Origin of the sequence: Algoriphagus sp. NBT04N3 (assembly GCF_019443765.1) — a bacterium.
Classification (GTDB): Bacteria; Bacteroidota; Bacteroidia; order Cytophagales; family Cyclobacteriaceae; genus Algoriphagus; species Algoriphagus ornithinivorans.
This window is the reverse complement of sequence record NZ_CP048415.1, coordinates 4,607,019-4,621,617: the sequence shown is the minus strand read 5'-3', so window position 1 is coordinate 4,621,617 and position 14,599 is coordinate 4,607,019. Positions and strand designations below refer to the sequence as shown.

Below are 14,599 nucleotides of genomic sequence, written 5' to 3'. Positions count from 1 at the left end.
AAAAGCTAGAAGTCAAAAAGTATTTTTTTTATTATCGGCTAATTAAGAGCCCATTTAAAGCTTACCATCTAAATCGATCTCGGTAAGAAATTACAAAGCTATTCCATAGGACCCCACCAGATAATCTCCTATTGATCAAACCACCAATGAGGGGTATCGTTTGTACTATTTGGAAATTCACTGCATCGGAGGCATGTTTTTGGATATTTATCCAGCGGTCTATTTCGTTCGTAAGTACAGATCTCTGGAAGGAAAAAAGGCACGTCTGCTCTTGTGGTGTAAATTCTTTTTTGACTCACTTTTGCCACTTCGAAATATCCCAAAACAACTTCTTCAGGATCTTTGTCATTATACAAATTACCTCTAATCGGAGCTGGTGGAGTATCGAACACTGAGCCAGTATTATTGACCAAAACTTTTACCTTTTGCCAATAATCAAAAGACTCCCTGGAAATACTCACTTGTCTGACATTGAAATAATGTCTACTCAAGAAGGACTCATCCACCACGCGTTGGGCTACTATCTGCCTATTTTGATTTGTAGAAAAACCGGAGGCTTGTCCATTAAACAACGCAATTCTTTCTGGATCAGGAAAGTCAAAAACGTAGCAATCTGGGGGTGCTTTGTTGAAAGGGTTAGGAAAAAATGTCAAATTCCAATAGTAAGCCTCGTCCACATCCCATCGTAAATAGTAGGGCTCAATAGTTTCAGGAAGGCTAACTTCAGTTTGTATAGAGATGAAAGCAGTTTCGGGAGCCCCTTTAAAATTACCACGGACAAACTCATAGCTCAATTCATCTTCTCCAACAATATCAGGCATCCTTTCCGGAATAGACAGGTATCGCTTTCCCTGAATGATTATCTCAAGGTGATATTCTACCCCTGATTTGAATTTCACTTCTCTGCCGAGCATGTATTTTCCAGGTCCGATTTCATTGAATCTACTCTGGGAATTATCACTCCCTATAACAACTACTTGAGCACCCCTTACAGGTCTGGGCAAATCATTTAAAACCAAATATTGCCCTGAATATAATGGCTCCCTGTTGGCCGAAGTGGTTTCTGAAAGGAATACAAATTTATCTTCATCGAGGTTACTTATCTGTCCAGAAACTATGAGCTTTTCTGTTCCTTTATCCAAAGGAAAAGTAATCTGATCTATGCATGAGGCAAACATCAAAAAAATCAATGCCAAGCAAAAAGTTGTAAGATGTTTATTCATTTTCTCCTCCTATCTGAATGCTATACGTAATTGAGGGGAAAATAGCTCCTAAAACTGCCAGTCTGTAAGGCCTCAATTGCCTGCTATCCCCATCTTTTTGCCAAAAAACTGAATATGCATTTCGCCTCCCTAAGAGGTTATAAATGCTAAAGTTGAGACTATCGCCCTTCTTTGAAAATACTTTTTCGAAAGTGTACGAAATGTCAACCCGAAAGTAATCCGGTATTCTATACTGATTTCTCTCAGAATACTCCGGAATAATCAATCCATTTAAAATGTAACTTGAATTGACAGCGCTGACTGGTCTACCACTGGCATAATTGACAGAAAAGTTAAACAATCCTCTTGGGTACATTTTTCTGCTAAGAATAAAATTTATCTCATGCGGCTTATCATAATTGCTTGGATACCATTCTCCCTGATTGATCTGCTTTTCTTCAAACTCCCCCAAACTTCTGAAAAAGGACCTGGAATAGGTATAAGCGAGCCAACCTGTAACAACTCCTAGATTCTTTTTAATCATGAATTCAGCACCATAGGCTCTTCCTTCCCCAAAAACTAATTCGGTTTCCATCTGAGGATTTAAAAAGATCTGAGCAAAATCTTTGTATTCTACTTGGTTCTGAATTTTTCGATAAAATCCATCCACAGAAAACTCCCACTCATTCCCTTTACTATTTCTGAAAATGCCAAATGAAAAATTATCAGATCGCTGAGGGGGAATATATCTTGTGCTCAATTGCCAAAGATCAATTGGAGTGGGCCCGAAAGTATTGCTTACTGATTGTATGTATTGATTAAGCCTGGAATAGCTCAATTTGGCTGAAAGGTTTTGACCAAAATTCTGACGTAAGGAAATCCTGGGCTCAAACCCATTATAATTGGCTAAAGATCCTCCTTCAAAAAACTCCTGTCCAATAGTTTCTCCCCTAGTGATTGGAGCATTTTCCCTGTAGACAAAAACGGTATCAGGTCCTTTTTGGCTATAAAATGAGTATCGTAAACCCGCCACAATAGCGGTATTTTGACTAATATCCCATTCTAGACTTGAAAATAAAGCGCTTTCCAGACCTTGTTCTTTTCCAACCTGCTCAGTAGCTACATTTGATCCTTCAAAAAAGGGACTTAACTGCTCGGATTTCCCTGAATAATAGACAAGTTCGGCTCCATTGGAAATGGAAAAGCGATCAGAGGCCCATACCAAAGTGACCTTTGCCTGCTGATAATCCATCCCATTTTCTACTTGCGCAGCATCGATTCCCTCAGGGTCGAAAAAAGTATTGGAAAATTCCCCATTGGCTAATAAAGCTTTCAATGATAGCTGCTCTCCCAAGATTCCTTTATACTTGATGGAACTCACTCGATTTGACCAATCATAGCCGAATTCATCAGAAAATTTAAAATAATCGCCCGTCATCAAAGTGTTTACTTCCAAATCATGCCCTTGAGCCAAGTTCCAATTCAACCCTATGTAGGCATCATGGAAATTTAGTTCGGAGTTTTTGATATCTAAGTCTCTAGCTTGCTGCAATAACCAATTGGCGTTGGACACTCGCCCGCCAATAATTAAACTTGCCTTTTCCTTCTGAATAGGGCCTTCTAGCATCAGTTTCGCATTGGAAGTACCAATACCCGCTAGCCCAGACCAATTCTCTTTAGAACCAGAGCGCATTGCAATATTTAATGCTGACCCTGCTCTACCCCCTAAATTCGAGGGTAAATTTCCTTTGTAAAGAGTAAATGATTCCGTCACATCGGTATTAAATGCCGACAAAAATCCTAATGCATGATTGGAACTCAAAACTAAAACTTCGTCCATCAACAGGAGATTTTGATCGGTTTTTGCTCCCCTTACATTGATTCCTGAAGTACCCTCACCGACTGAGCTGACACCTGGCAAAAGTTGTAACCCTTTAAAAATATCAGCTTCTCCCAAAAACGCAGGAATTGCCTTGAGTTCGCGCGTGGTCAATTTTTCTATTCCAGTTATTGGATTTCGCACATTTCTATCAGGCTCATCAGAAAGTACTACTACCCCTTCTAACTCATAACTTTTCTCCTCCATAGAAATAGAAATAATTCCATTGTCAAAAAGTGACACTTGAGTAAAAACCGGAATTTTTGAAGTATGCCTGAAGGTGACCTTGTGCTCTCCTGGAGCAAGCTGAATAAAATATGTTCCAAATCTATCGGTACTGATTCCCGAATAAAATCCATCTACATGAACTCCTACCCCATCAATCCCCTCGCCACTTTTCTTGTCGGTAATTTTACCTGTGAGAATATAATTAATAGGATGGTTTCCTTCCTTTTTTCCAAATTGAAAACTCAAAGAGTCGGTTTGAGCGTAGGAGTTTATTGCCCAAAAAAACAGCAGGAAAGAAAATATCAGTTTTGCTTTAAGCATACTTGATTCGAGTATCAAAAAAATATGAAATTCGTATATGATAAATGTAATTATCAATCCGATAAATTACACTTCAAAAATGTCAAAGCTTTAGAAAAACTTGACAAAGCGTATTTAAAGGATGATAAAGGCATTAAAATGCTTTAGCTATTACTATTAAATTTACACATTAGAAGACCATAAAATTCGAATCATGAAAAAGCTAATGCTTCTTTTGCTGACAATTCTTGTGTTCGGTGCCTGTAAAGAATCAGAAGAACCGCTTCAGGATGCTTTTGTATTTGGGAGATGGTCAGCCTTTTGTACGGGCAACTGTATTCAGATTTACAAGCTGGAAAATGATAAGTTGTACGTAGACAACTTAAACTCATTTAGGGAAGCCGCCACCATTACTTATAAGCCTACACCTTTAAGTAATCAGTACGTAGCGAAGGCAAAATCACTAAGAGATAGCTTTCCCCAATCATTGTTGGAAAATCCCTTCTCTGTAATTGGATGCCCGGATTGCGCGGACCAAGGTGGTATTTATTTGGCTTTTGACAATCGTGAAGGGACTCTATATTGGCAAATAGATGCAGATGAAACTACCTGGCCTGAAGTGATCAGGCCTTATTTGGAAGAATTGACTGAATTTATAGATCAGTTGCCACAGGATTGATTAAAGAGCCTGAATCAATTCCTTCATAACTCTCGCCATGATAGGTTCAGCTTTGGCAGCTGCCTCCAAGACTTCCTGAAGGGTAATTTTCTTTATTTTCCCTTCTACACCTAGATCAGTTATGGCGGAAATTCCAAAAACCTCAATTCCTGATTGTCTGGCCACCAAAACCTCCGGAACTGTACTCATGCCTACTGCATCAGCTCCAATAATCCTCAAATATTTATATTCTGCAGGAGTTTCCAAATTTGGGCCTGATACGCCTGCATACACTCCTTTGTGTAATTTGAAGCCTAAATCTTTTCCGATCTTTTCTGCCTTTTCAATCAGTCTTTTTGAGTAAGCATCACTCATGTCCGGAAATCTTGGCCCAAACTCATCCGGATTGTGACCTCTTAAAGGGTTTTCAGGAAATAGATCTATGTGATCGCTGATTATCATGACTTCTCCTACCTCTTGATTGGGATTTAGCCCTCCGGAAGCATTGGAAACGAAAAGTCTTTTTACACCCAGCGTCTTCAAAACTCTTACAGGAAATGTCACCTGCTTCATAGAGTACCCTTCATAGTAATGGAATCTTCCCTTCATGGCCACGACTTTTTTGCCGCCGAGAATTCCAAAAATAAGTTTGCCTGAATGACTTTCAACGGTGGAAACCGGGAAATGAGGAATATCCGCATAATCGACTTCCAAGTCAGGATCGATCTGGTCACCCAGTTTACCCAATCCAGTGCCGAGAATAATCATATTCTCTATAGGCTCAGGATAAAGATTTTTCAAAAAGTTGCTCGCTTCTGCAATTTGAGATGGATAAGTCATAGAAGTTTAGGTTTATCGCAAAGATATTAATATTGCCCTAGCTACGAACTTTTACCCCCTTTAGCTTGTATAGCTTTCAGCATAATTTGAAAAAAATGATTAAGATCATAGTCGGAACAAACCGCAAAAACTCTGTTTCCAAACAAATCGCCCTATACTATCAAGGCCTATTGAGTCAAAAAGGAGTTGAATCTGAAATTCTGGAATTGGAAGATTTGCCTTCGGATTTTATCGAGACAGCTCTTTATGAGAATAATGGAAAAAATGAGGAATATAATTCATTCCATCAAAGGGTAGCAGATGGGAAAAAGTTTGTCTTCATCGTCCCTGAATACAATGGGTCATTTCCAGGGATTTTAAAATCATTCATTGACGGGATGACCTATCCCAATACCTTTAGAAATAAAAAAGCCGCACTAGTCGGCCTTTCTTCTGGAATCGGGGGAGGTGGCATCGCATTGAGCCACCTCACCGATATATTCCATTACCTAGGAATGCATGTTCTTGCTCTCAAGCCGAAGCTCGCTAAAATTGAGCAAAATATGTCAGATAACCTGCTCACCAACAGGCTGTATGTAGAACTGCTGCAATCCCAGGCAGAGATGCTGCTTGATTTTTAGGACTTAGTCCACATTATCATGCAGAAACCTGTTGTTTCCCAGGATTTCGTTATCATCGTTGACATTGAATTTGCTGATAGTATTCTCTGAACTATGCTCAGGCTCATTCAATGTCACATTTTTTCTCAAATAAGCAGGAACCTCCATTTTTTCTTTCAATTCTTCAGGAGTCGGGTTAAACGAACGGTTTCCTTTTAGCTTCTCAAATCGCTCATGCGCTCTTTGAATAGCTTTTTGCTTCATTTGCTCATAGTAATCATTTGCATAAACCGGCTTGGAAGGCTCTTGATTAGAAGGTAACTCCTGCTCCTTTTTCTCCTCTTCAGGCTCTTCTTCATAAAGATCATGAACGATCTTTTCAGGCTGAGATGGCTTGGATTCAGTAGGCTTACTTTCCTCTCTCTTTGTAAAATCAAATGTAAAGGTTGACTCCTGCTTTTCCTTTTCAGGCATAGGTGTTGGCTCTTTTGGAGCTATCGGTGCCTTTGGAGTAGTAAAAACGAAGGTGCTTCCATTACTGATCGGCTCCTCTTTCACCTTTTCAGATTTTCCGGAATCCAAGTTGATCACCGTCTTTACTTCTTCTGATTCCTCAACTTCAGCAGTAGGCTTTTCGACAATAGGAGCTGGGATCGGAGCTGGGGTAGGAGCCACACTTTTCTCCGGAGTTCTTCTGGCACCTTTCAGTTTATCCATTTCGAAACCAGTTGCGATGACAGTAACCCTGATCGCCTTACCCAATTCCTGATCAATACCCTGACCAAAAATCACTTCAGCATTATCTCCTGCTTTTTCTTGGATGTATTCAGTGATCTCACTCAATTCGTCCATAGAAAGCTCTTCTTCTTCCCCTGACATAATTGACAAAAGGATTTTCTGAGCTCCTTTGATATCTACATTATTCAATAGTGGAGAAGAAATAGCCGCACCAGCTGCTCTGATAGCTCTGCCTTCACCTTCCTCAGTTGAAGATCCCATCACGGCTGCTCCGGCATCTTTCATTACAGTCTTAACATCTTCAAAATCCACGTTTACATCTTGATGAATCGTAATGATTTCAGCGATAGATTTTGCTGCTGTTGTCAGGATGTCATCTGCTTTACCGAATGCGGTTCTGATTGCCAAGTTTCCGTAAATCTCACGAAGCTTGTCATTCAAAATTACCAGGACAGTATCGCAAGTTTCACGCAAGGACTCAATCCCTTCCTGAGCTACCGTCATTTTCTTTTTCCCTTCAAACATGAAAGGAGCAGTCACGATACCTACTGTAAGGATGTTCAGTTCTTTTGCGATTTTGGCAATGATAGGAGCTGCTCCTGTTCCGGTTCCACCTCCCATACCTGCGGTAATAAATACCATTTTGGTATTGTCTGCCAATAGCTCACGGATTTCGTCCTGAGACTCAATCGCTGCATTTTTTCCTTGCTCAGGATTCGCTCCTGCACCAAGGCCTTCAGTTAGGTTTGCACCTAATTGCAATCTTAAAGGAACAGGACTTGACTTTAGAGCCTGCGCATCGGTATTGACTACCACAAACTCTACATCCTTAATTCCCTGACTGTACATGTGGTTTACGGCATTGGAGCCACCACCACCCACGCCAATTACCTTGATAATTGACTTTTGATTCTTTGGAAGATCAAATCTGTAATCTTTCATGTTATCTGACATATTATTTAATTGGTGAATTAGTTATTTTCAATTTGATAGGGTTAGGAAATAGGGAAATAAGCAGCAGGACCGCTTATCTCCCCCCAATCATAAGCCCTAGTAATTACCGTCGTCTCCTATATCATCGTGAATAATGCTCTTGAGCTTATCCCCGATGTTTCGGAAAATATCTTTTGGATTAAAGTCTTTTTTAATTGCTTTAGGCTGAACACCCGCATTAGCCAAGCGCTTGTTATAATTCTCCTCACGATCATCCAAAGCCTTAAAACCTGCTAATACAAGTCCTACTGAAGTGGCAAACATAGGACTCTTCACTTCTTCAATTACTGACTTGCCCAAGTGCTCATTTGGATATCCAATTCTGGTATCCAATCCAGTCATGTATTCGAAAAGCTGAGAGATAAACTGCAATTGAGAACCACCACCAGTGATCACAATTCCTCCAGCCAATTTCTTATAATGGCCGCTCTGCATAATTTCATTTTGGACGATCTCGATGATCTCTTCCATTCGAGCCTGAATAATAGAGGCCAGATTACGGATAGAAATTTCTTTTGGAGGTCTATTTCTCAAGCCTGGGATAGACACAATTTCATTTGGATTCGCCTCTTCTGCGATCGCTTTTCCAAATCGTGTTTTTAATAGTTCTGCCTGATTGTGCATCACCATACAGCCCTCTTTGATATCCTTAGTAATAATGTTTCCACCTAAAGGAATCACCGCTGTATGACGGATAATATTTTCGTAGAAAATGGCAATATCTGTAGTTCCACCACCGATGTCCACTAAGCAAACACCAGCCTCTTTCTCTTCATCACTCAAGACTGAAAGTGAGCTCGCCAATGGCTCAAGAATTAACTGCTTGGAAGTTAAATCCGCTCTCCTTACACATCGGTTGATATTATTGATAGCTGTAGTCTGGGCAGTGATGATGTGAAAATCTGCTTCCAGTCTTGTTCCGGACATACCCACCGGATCCTTTATTCCACCTTCATAATCTACCGTATAATCCTGAGGCATGACGTGAATAATTCTATTTCCCGGAGGAACCAGAATATTCTCCATTTCTGAAGAAAGCCTGCGCACATCTTCTATGGTAATTTCATCCTCTGTAGGCGGACGCATGATGCTTCCACTTTGAATTTTGCTCTGAATATGTTGTCCGGCAATTCCCACGATTACCTCGCCGATTTCAACATCAGCCATTTCAGAAGCTTCTTCTACAGCTTTTTGGATCGCATGAACAGTCTTGTCAATATTGGTGACGACACCCCGATCTACCCCATCTGACACAGCCTTGCCCATGCCTAGGACTTCGAGTTTTCCATATTCATTCTTGCGACCCACAATGGCACAAATTTTCGTTGTACCTATGTCGAGTCCGACGATTAGTTTTTCGTTTTCCATATCCAAGCTATTATTCACAAACAATTTGATCCTTAAATTTTACACTCACCCTGCTATAGGTATCCCAGCCTTTTCTGGGTAATATTTCTTTGTAGAAAATCTTAATTCTGTCAAACTTATCCTGAAGATTGAAAGCATCTCCAAATTCAATGATCTGACTTCCTACTTGTTGATACATTCTGATATCTGTTGGAGAATTGACTTCCAACTCAGTGATTTGTGCGGACCAGAATTTGTCTGCCGCTATATACCAGATTAGATCCATCAACTCAGGCATTTCAGAATTGACATCTCCTTTATTCATCAATTTTTCAGCATGCTTGCCCTCCAAAATCAACACTCTACTGGTGTAAGTTGGAGAAGTTGGAATAATCAGGCCTTCCACCGTGATGTAGCCATCTGCTGCCGTAGGTCTTGCTATTCTTGCAATGGGCTGATGTTGCTGAATTTCCAGATTTAAAATTCCCTTTTGTCCAATCGTAGCTTGCACAGATTTCACAAATGGATGTCCTTCTATCCTTTTTTCAATTTCCTTCAATGGAACCTCTTCTATCATCATGCCCACCTTCAGCTCCGGAAAAGACTCACTGATAATTTGTCGTATTTCAGATTCTTCCACGAAATACAATCCACTGACTCCCCCTATTTTGACTTCACTTCCTTGGAAGGTCTTGTATAGACTTTGCTTTTCCACAAAACCTATGAATCCTACCAGCACTAAGCTGAGTAGAATAAATACCAATGATTTCCTCAGTCCTGTATTTTTCATGATTCAGAACTATTTAAGCGTGAACGGGTCCAATTCGCAATTTCAGGCACTAAACGATCTATATCTCCAGCACCTAATGTTACCAGCACTTCAGGATTGGTTGATCTCAAATATGCTGTCAAATCAGTCTTCGCTAAAACTTGCTTTTTCTGGGACTGAATACCTTCTAAAAGCATTTCAGAATTAACTCCTTCAATTGGCAACTCTCTGGCAGGATAGATATCCAGTAAAATCACTTCGTCTGCGAGTGATAGGCTTTCTGAAAATCCAGGAGCAAAATCTCGGGTTCTTGTGTATAGATGAGGTTGAAAAACCACGGTCACCTTTTTTCCCGGGAACATGGCAATCACCGAGCTCAAACAAGCTCTGATTTCCTCCGGATGGTGCGCATAATCATCTATAAATACCAAGCCTCCTTCATTGACATGTATTTCAAATCTTCTCTTCACGCCTTTGAATGAGCTGATTCCTTTTCGAACCTGCTCTTCAGTAACCTGATGATCCAGACATACGGCAATGGCTGCCAACGCATTTTCCACATTATGAAAGCCAGGAATAAATAATTCCAGCCCTTTTATTTCTTTGTCACCGTCGACATAATCAAAGACAAATGAGCCTGGCATTGCTTTGATATTTTCTGCTCGGATTCCTTCTGATCTCAGCCCATAAAATCTGGTTTTTTCTAAAGGAAGTGAGTCTTCTCCCAACCTATAAGCCGCATTGATTTGTATGTATAGCTTCCCTTTCTTATCCAGCAATCCTACAAACTGTCGGAATCCATCCAGGATGGTGGCCTCATCACCGTAAATATCCAAGTGATCTGGATCAGCACTGGTAATTACCGCCTCATTAGGGTGCAATCTCAAAAATGACCTATCAAACTCATCGGCCTCAACTACCATGATTGGCTCACCCTTTTGATCATTCAGAATCAGATTGCTTTGATAATTCTGAGTAATCCCTCCTAAGAATGCTGCCACTGGTTTTCCTGCTGTTTTCAACATATGAGCAATCAAAGAGGAAGTTGTGGTCTTACCATGAGTACCGGCTACTGCGATACTTCTATGGGATGAAGTCAATACTCCCAATACCTCGGATCTCTTTTTCATCTCATAACCCTGAGAGGTAAAAAACTCCAATAAGGAAGAGTTCTTAGGAATCGCCGGAGTCCAGATCACCAAAACCTTGGATTTATCAGCTAATATATTTTCAGGAATATGCTGGTCAGAGTCCACAAAGGATATAGCAATCCCCTCTTTGACCAATTCCTCAGTCAAAGGAGAGGGGGTTTTATCATAACCCGCTACAAAATAGCCTTCATGCTGAAACCAGCGGGCCAAGGCACTCATGCCTATGCCGCCAATTCCGAGGAAGTAGACGCTATTTTTTCCCTTGAAACTCATGCGATCAGTTGTTCCATTTCATTGACAATAGTTTCAGCTGCGAAGGGCTTGGCTAACTTTTTTATATTTTCTCCTAAGGATTTGACCATCTCAGGATTCCCTAAGACTTCATCTGTTTTCTTTTTCAATTGACCGACTGCCTCCCTGTCTTTCAGCATCACCGCTGCATTATTAATGACAAAGGCCATGGCATTTTTCGTTTGGTGATCTTCAGCCACATTAGGAGAAGGGATGAAAATCACAGGTTTTCCAACCAATGAAAGTTCGGATACCGACAAGGCTCCAGCTCTCGAGATGATTAGATCTGCAGCGGCATAGGCCAAGTCCATTTCTCTAATGAATTCTCTCAAATGGATATTTTTCAGTTGAGCCTTCTCTGTTGCTGCCAACATATCCTTGAAATAGAATTTGCCGGATTGCCACAGGACCTGATATCCATCTTGGTCAAAGGCTTTCATGTCCTCCAGCATTCCCAGATTTAAAGTTCTCGCTCCAAGAGACCCACCTAGTACCAGGACAGTTTTCAAGTCTGATTTCAAACCAAAATGAGCCAAGGCTTTTTCCCTTTTGCCTGCTAGATTTAAAATATCCTTTCGAACAGGATTGCCGGAATAGACAATTTTTTCTTCCGGAAAAAACTGTCCCATATCAGGATAAGCCACGCAGATTTTTTGTGCTCTTTTCGCCAATATTTTATTGGTAAGGCCAGCGTATGAATTCTGCTCTTGAACCAGAGTTGGAATTTTTTTGCTTTGGGCTGCATACAACACAGGTCCGCTGGCATATCCTCCTACACCTACCACTACTTGTGGCTTAAATTCTTTGACAATTCCAAAAGCTTTGGATAGGCTTTTCAGTAATTTGAAAGGGAACTTCAAATTGGATAAGCTCAAGCTTCTCTGAAGTCCAGCCACCGGAAGCCCTACAATCCTATAGCCTGCTTCAGGAATTTTCTGCATTTCCATTTTACCTAATGCACCCACAAAAAGCACCTCACTGTCCGGATGTCTTTCCACCCAGGCATTAGCAATAGCGATGGCCGGATAGATATGTCCTCCGGTTCCTCCTCCACTAATGAGTATGCGATATGTTTTTGTAGTTTCTATGATAAGGCAGTTTTAAGTTTTGGTCGGTTCATCGCAGAACCTGTCTGAATTTCATCCTGATGATCCCCTCTCGATACGCTGAGAATAATACCCAAGGAAATCCCTGTAAATACCAATGAAGTACCCCCCATGCTCAATAAAGGAAGGGGTAAACCCGTAATCGGCCCCAAGCCTACAGCGACCGCCATATTGACTAAAGCCTGAATCACCAAAGCAAAGCTCAAACCAGCAGATAGCAGACCTCCAAAGGCCTTATTGGAGTTCGAGACGATTCTCATGCCTCGATAGAGTAAAGCGAGATAGAGGAACAATACAGAAACGCCTCCTACCAATCCGTATTCCTCGATAATGATGGCGTAGATAAAATCTGAATATGGGTGTGGAAGAGAATTTCTCTGCTCAGAATTTCCTGGCCCTTTACCTGTTACTCCGCCAGTTGCAATAGCGATATAGGATTGCTCAGCTTGGAAAGGCACTTCACTTTCATCCATGAAAGCCTCAATCCTAGCCACGAAAGTATCACCTCTTTGACCTAGAAATACTGCTGAAGTCAAGCCCAAAATCCCCACCATTATCACTATGAGCAGGTACTTCACTGGAACTCTTCCGATAAACATGATCAACAGACAGGTTGCCAAAAGCAAAATTGCAGTAGACATATTAGCCAAGGCTATCAGCAAACAGATTAGGCCTATAGCAATAATGATAGGAAGGAAGGTGCTTTTGAAATCTTTGATGTTATTCTGACGCTTGGCAAGCATAGCCGCCAAAGCAGCAATCAGAGCCAATTTTGCCAAATCAGAAGGTTGGAATGCCTGATTAATCACCGGAATGGTCAACCATCTATTGGCTTCATTGATATTAGATCCAAATAAATAAGTGATTAGCAATAATGGCATGGATAAATACATGGCCAAACGAGCATACAAGGCATAGTTCTTATAAGGAACCTTATGGGCTAACCACATCACTAAAAGTGATACAAAAACAAGCGTTGAGTGTCTGATAAGATACAATTCAGTATTGCCTCCAGCATATTTATAGGCAAGAGAACCAGTAGCAGAGTACACTACCAGGATACTGAAAAGAGAAAGCAATATCACGATGCCCCAGATTATTGGGTCACCTCTGAAATGCTCATCTATCCATGTCTTAAACTGACTCATGCGCTTTCTTTTTCATTTAATTTCTGAACCGCCTGTCTGAATTGATTACCGCGATCCTCGTAATTTTTGAATAAGTCAAAACTGGCACAGGCAGGAGAAAGGAGAACTATATCCCCGCTTTCGCCTAATTCCAAACCCCAGCTCACAGCTTCTTTGATATCCTCAGTCTCCCGAATACTTGGAATAGTATTTTGAAAAGCCTTTTTCAACTTTTCATTGTCCTTACCCAAGCAGATCAAAGTCTTTACTTTTCCTTCCACTAATGGAAGCAGTACTGAATAATCATTCCCTTTATCCACTCCCCCAGCAATCCAGATCAAAGGATTTTGAAAGCTTCCTAAAGCATAATATGTGGCTTCCACATTGGTCCCTTTGCTGTCATTGATAAACTGCACTCCTTCAATCTTTCCAACAGGCTCCATTCTATGAGGAGCATTCTGAAATGTCTTCAAACCTTTGATTAAATCCTCCTGACTTACTCCAGCTATGGTGGCAGCAGTGCATGCAAAAAGTGCATTGAGAATATTATGCTTTCCTTTAATTGGAAGAATCTCTGTGGGAATAGTGTATGAGCGGCCTTTCACTTTAAGCTCCAAGTTTTCTTTGGCCAAGAAAGCTCCCATTTCAGGCTCGCTCTCGAGAGAAACTGGAATGTGCAAAGCCTTGATTTTTTTGGAAGCTACTCCTTGCTTACTTAGCTTATCTTCTTGATAGAAAACAGCAAAATCCTCCGTTTTCATATTTTTGAAAAGCCGCATTTTAGAAGCGATGTATTTATTCACATCATAATCGTACCTGTCCAAATGATCAGGAGTGATATTGGTCAACATGGCTACTTTAGGCCGGATGCTAAGCATTCCATCGATCTGAAAGCTACTGCATTCCAGTACCCACCATTCATGATCTCTTTCTACCAATTGTCCAGCCCAACTTTTACCAACATTTCCCGCAAGACCAACATCCAATCCAGCAGACCTCATCAAGTGATAAGTGAGCAAGGTTGTAGTGGTTTTCCCATTGGTTCCAGTGATGGCAATTACTTTTCCTTGAGTGAAATGATGCGCAAATTCCAATTCATCAATCACTGCAATTCCTTCGGAAGTAGCCTTTTGAATCAATGGCGTTTTCTCAGAAATACCCGGGCTTTTTATCAGTAAATCACAATGAAGAATTCTCTCTTCACTATGTGTGTTTTCCTCAAATTCTATCTCGTGGGATTCTAGTGTAGCTTTTCTTTCCGCAGAAATAGGCCCTGCATCACTTACAAAAACAGCATAGCCTACCAGCTTGGCTAGCATCGCTGCTCCCAAACCGCTTTCTCCTGCTCCTATGATGGCTACGCGTTTCATT

12 protein-coding genes are annotated in these 14,599 nt (G+C 40.9%); 2 read left to right on the top strand and 10 right to left on the bottom strand.

The annotated features are described in order from the left end of the window. Positions 1-128 precede the first annotated feature (128 nt). A complete protein-coding gene (locus GYM62_RS20090; protein WP_219957720.1) occupies positions 129-1,223 on the bottom strand; it encodes a DUF4249 domain-containing protein in 1,095 nt (364 codons plus the stop codon). Then, positions 1,216-3,630: a carboxypeptidase-like regulatory domain-containing protein gene (locus tag GYM62_RS20085; protein ID WP_219957719.1), complete on the bottom strand. Its 2,415-nt coding sequence runs from the start codon at positions 3,628-3,630 to the stop codon at positions 1,216-1,218. Before GYM62_RS20085 ends, GYM62_RS20090 begins: the two co-directional genes overlap by 8 nt. Positions 3,631-3,823: 193 nt before the next feature. Between GYM62_RS20085 and GYM62_RS20080 the strand changes: the two genes are divergently transcribed. Continuing rightward, a complete protein-coding gene (locus GYM62_RS20080; RefSeq protein ID WP_091651130.1) occupies positions 3,824-4,288 on the top strand; it encodes a hypothetical protein in 465 nt (154 codons plus the stop codon). Here the strand turns inward: GYM62_RS20080 and GYM62_RS20075 are convergent, their stop codons facing one another. Next, a complete protein-coding gene (locus GYM62_RS20075) occupies positions 4,289-5,107 on the bottom strand; it encodes a purine-nucleoside phosphorylase (RefSeq protein ID WP_219957718.1) in 819 nt (272 codons plus the stop codon). A gap of 95 nt (positions 5,108-5,202) precedes the next feature. On the opposite strand from GYM62_RS20075, the gene GYM62_RS20070 reads away from it, so the two are divergent. Further along, positions 5,203-5,727, top strand: a complete 525-nt coding sequence (locus GYM62_RS20070) for an NADPH-dependent FMN reductase (RefSeq protein ID WP_091651988.1) — start codon at positions 5,203-5,205, stop codon at positions 5,725-5,727. Between the two features lie 3 nt (positions 5,728-5,730). Here the strand turns inward: GYM62_RS20070 and ftsZ are convergent, their stop codons facing one another. The 7 genes from ftsZ to murD form a co-directional block, all read right to left on the bottom strand. Beyond that, on the bottom strand, positions 5,731-7,386 hold the full coding sequence (gene ftsZ, locus GYM62_RS20065) for a cell division protein FtsZ (protein WP_219959499.1): 1,656 nt from the start codon (positions 7,384-7,386) through the stop codon (positions 5,731-5,733). Positions 7,387-7,494: 108 nt separating this feature from the next. Beyond that, positions 7,495-8,805 (bottom strand): cell division protein FtsA, encoded by a 1,311-nt coding sequence (gene ftsA / locus GYM62_RS20060; protein ID WP_091651994.1) that lies wholly within the window; start codon positions 8,803-8,805, stop codon positions 7,495-7,497. A 10-nt stretch (positions 8,806-8,815) separates the two neighbouring features. After that, positions 8,816-9,574, bottom strand: a complete 759-nt coding sequence (locus GYM62_RS20055; RefSeq protein ID WP_219957717.1) for a cell division protein FtsQ/DivIB — start codon at positions 9,572-9,574, stop codon at positions 8,816-8,818. Continuing rightward, a complete protein-coding gene (gene murC, locus GYM62_RS20050) occupies positions 9,571-10,977 on the bottom strand; it encodes a UDP-N-acetylmuramate--L-alanine ligase (protein WP_219957716.1) in 1,407 nt (468 codons plus the stop codon). The genes GYM62_RS20055 and murC overlap by 4 nt, the downstream gene beginning before the upstream one ends. After that, positions 10,974-12,083, bottom strand: a complete 1,110-nt coding sequence (gene murG, locus GYM62_RS20045) for an undecaprenyldiphospho-muramoylpentapeptide beta-N-acetylglucosaminyltransferase (protein WP_370627676.1) — start codon at positions 12,081-12,083, stop codon at positions 10,974-10,976. Before murG ends, murC begins: the two co-directional genes overlap by 4 nt. Further along, complete coding sequence (locus tag GYM62_RS20040; RefSeq protein WP_091651145.1) at positions 12,080-13,249, bottom strand: FtsW/RodA/SpoVE family cell cycle protein; 1,170 nt, start codon at positions 13,247-13,249, stop codon at positions 12,080-12,082. Before GYM62_RS20040 ends, murG begins: the two co-directional genes overlap by 4 nt. Then, complete coding sequence (gene murD / locus GYM62_RS20035; RefSeq protein ID WP_219957715.1) at positions 13,246-14,598, bottom strand: UDP-N-acetylmuramoyl-L-alanine--D-glutamate ligase; 1,353 nt, start codon at positions 14,596-14,598, stop codon at positions 13,246-13,248. The genes GYM62_RS20040 and murD overlap by 4 nt, the downstream gene beginning before the upstream one ends. Position 14,599 lies beyond the last annotated feature (1 nt).

Excerpts from the sequence above, each read along its gene's own strand:
- GYM62_RS20055 (WP_219957717.1), bottom strand. The coding sequence starts at position 9,574 with ATGAAAAATACAGGACTGAGGAAATCATTGGTATTTATTCTACTCAGC.
- murD (WP_219957715.1), bottom strand. The coding sequence starts at position 14,598 with ATGAAACGCGTAGCCATCATAGGAGCAGGAGAAAGCGGTTTGGGAGCA.
- murC (WP_219957716.1), bottom strand. The coding sequence starts at position 10,977 with ATGAGTTTCAAGGGAAAAAATAGCGTCTACTTCCTCGGAATTGGCGGC.
- GYM62_RS20090 (WP_219957720.1), bottom strand. The coding sequence starts at position 1,223 with ATGAATAAACATCTTACAACTTTTTGCTTGGCATTGATTTTTTTGATG.
- GYM62_RS20075 (WP_219957718.1), bottom strand. The coding sequence starts at position 5,107 with ATGACTTATCCATCTCAAATTGCAGAAGCGAGCAACTTTTTGAAAAAT.
- GYM62_RS20040 (WP_091651145.1), bottom strand. The coding sequence starts at position 13,249 with ATGAGTCAGTTTAAGACATGGATAGATGAGCATTTCAGAGGTGACCCA.
- ftsA (WP_091651994.1), bottom strand. The coding sequence starts at position 8,805 with ATGGAAAACGAAAAACTAATCGTCGGACTCGACATAGGTACAACGAAA.
- GYM62_RS20080 (WP_091651130.1), top strand. The coding sequence starts at position 3,824 with ATGAAAAAGCTAATGCTTCTTTTGCTGACAATTCTTGTGTTCGGTGCC.
- GYM62_RS20070 (WP_091651988.1), top strand. The coding sequence starts at position 5,203 with ATGATTAAGATCATAGTCGGAACAAACCGCAAAAACTCTGTTTCCAAA.
- GYM62_RS20085 (WP_219957719.1), bottom strand. The coding sequence starts at position 3,630 with ATGCTTAAAGCAAAACTGATATTTTCTTTCCTGCTGTTTTTTTGGGCA.
- ftsZ (WP_219959499.1), bottom strand. The coding sequence starts at position 7,386 with ATGAAAGATTACAGATTTGATCTTCCAAAGAATCAAAAGTCAATTATC.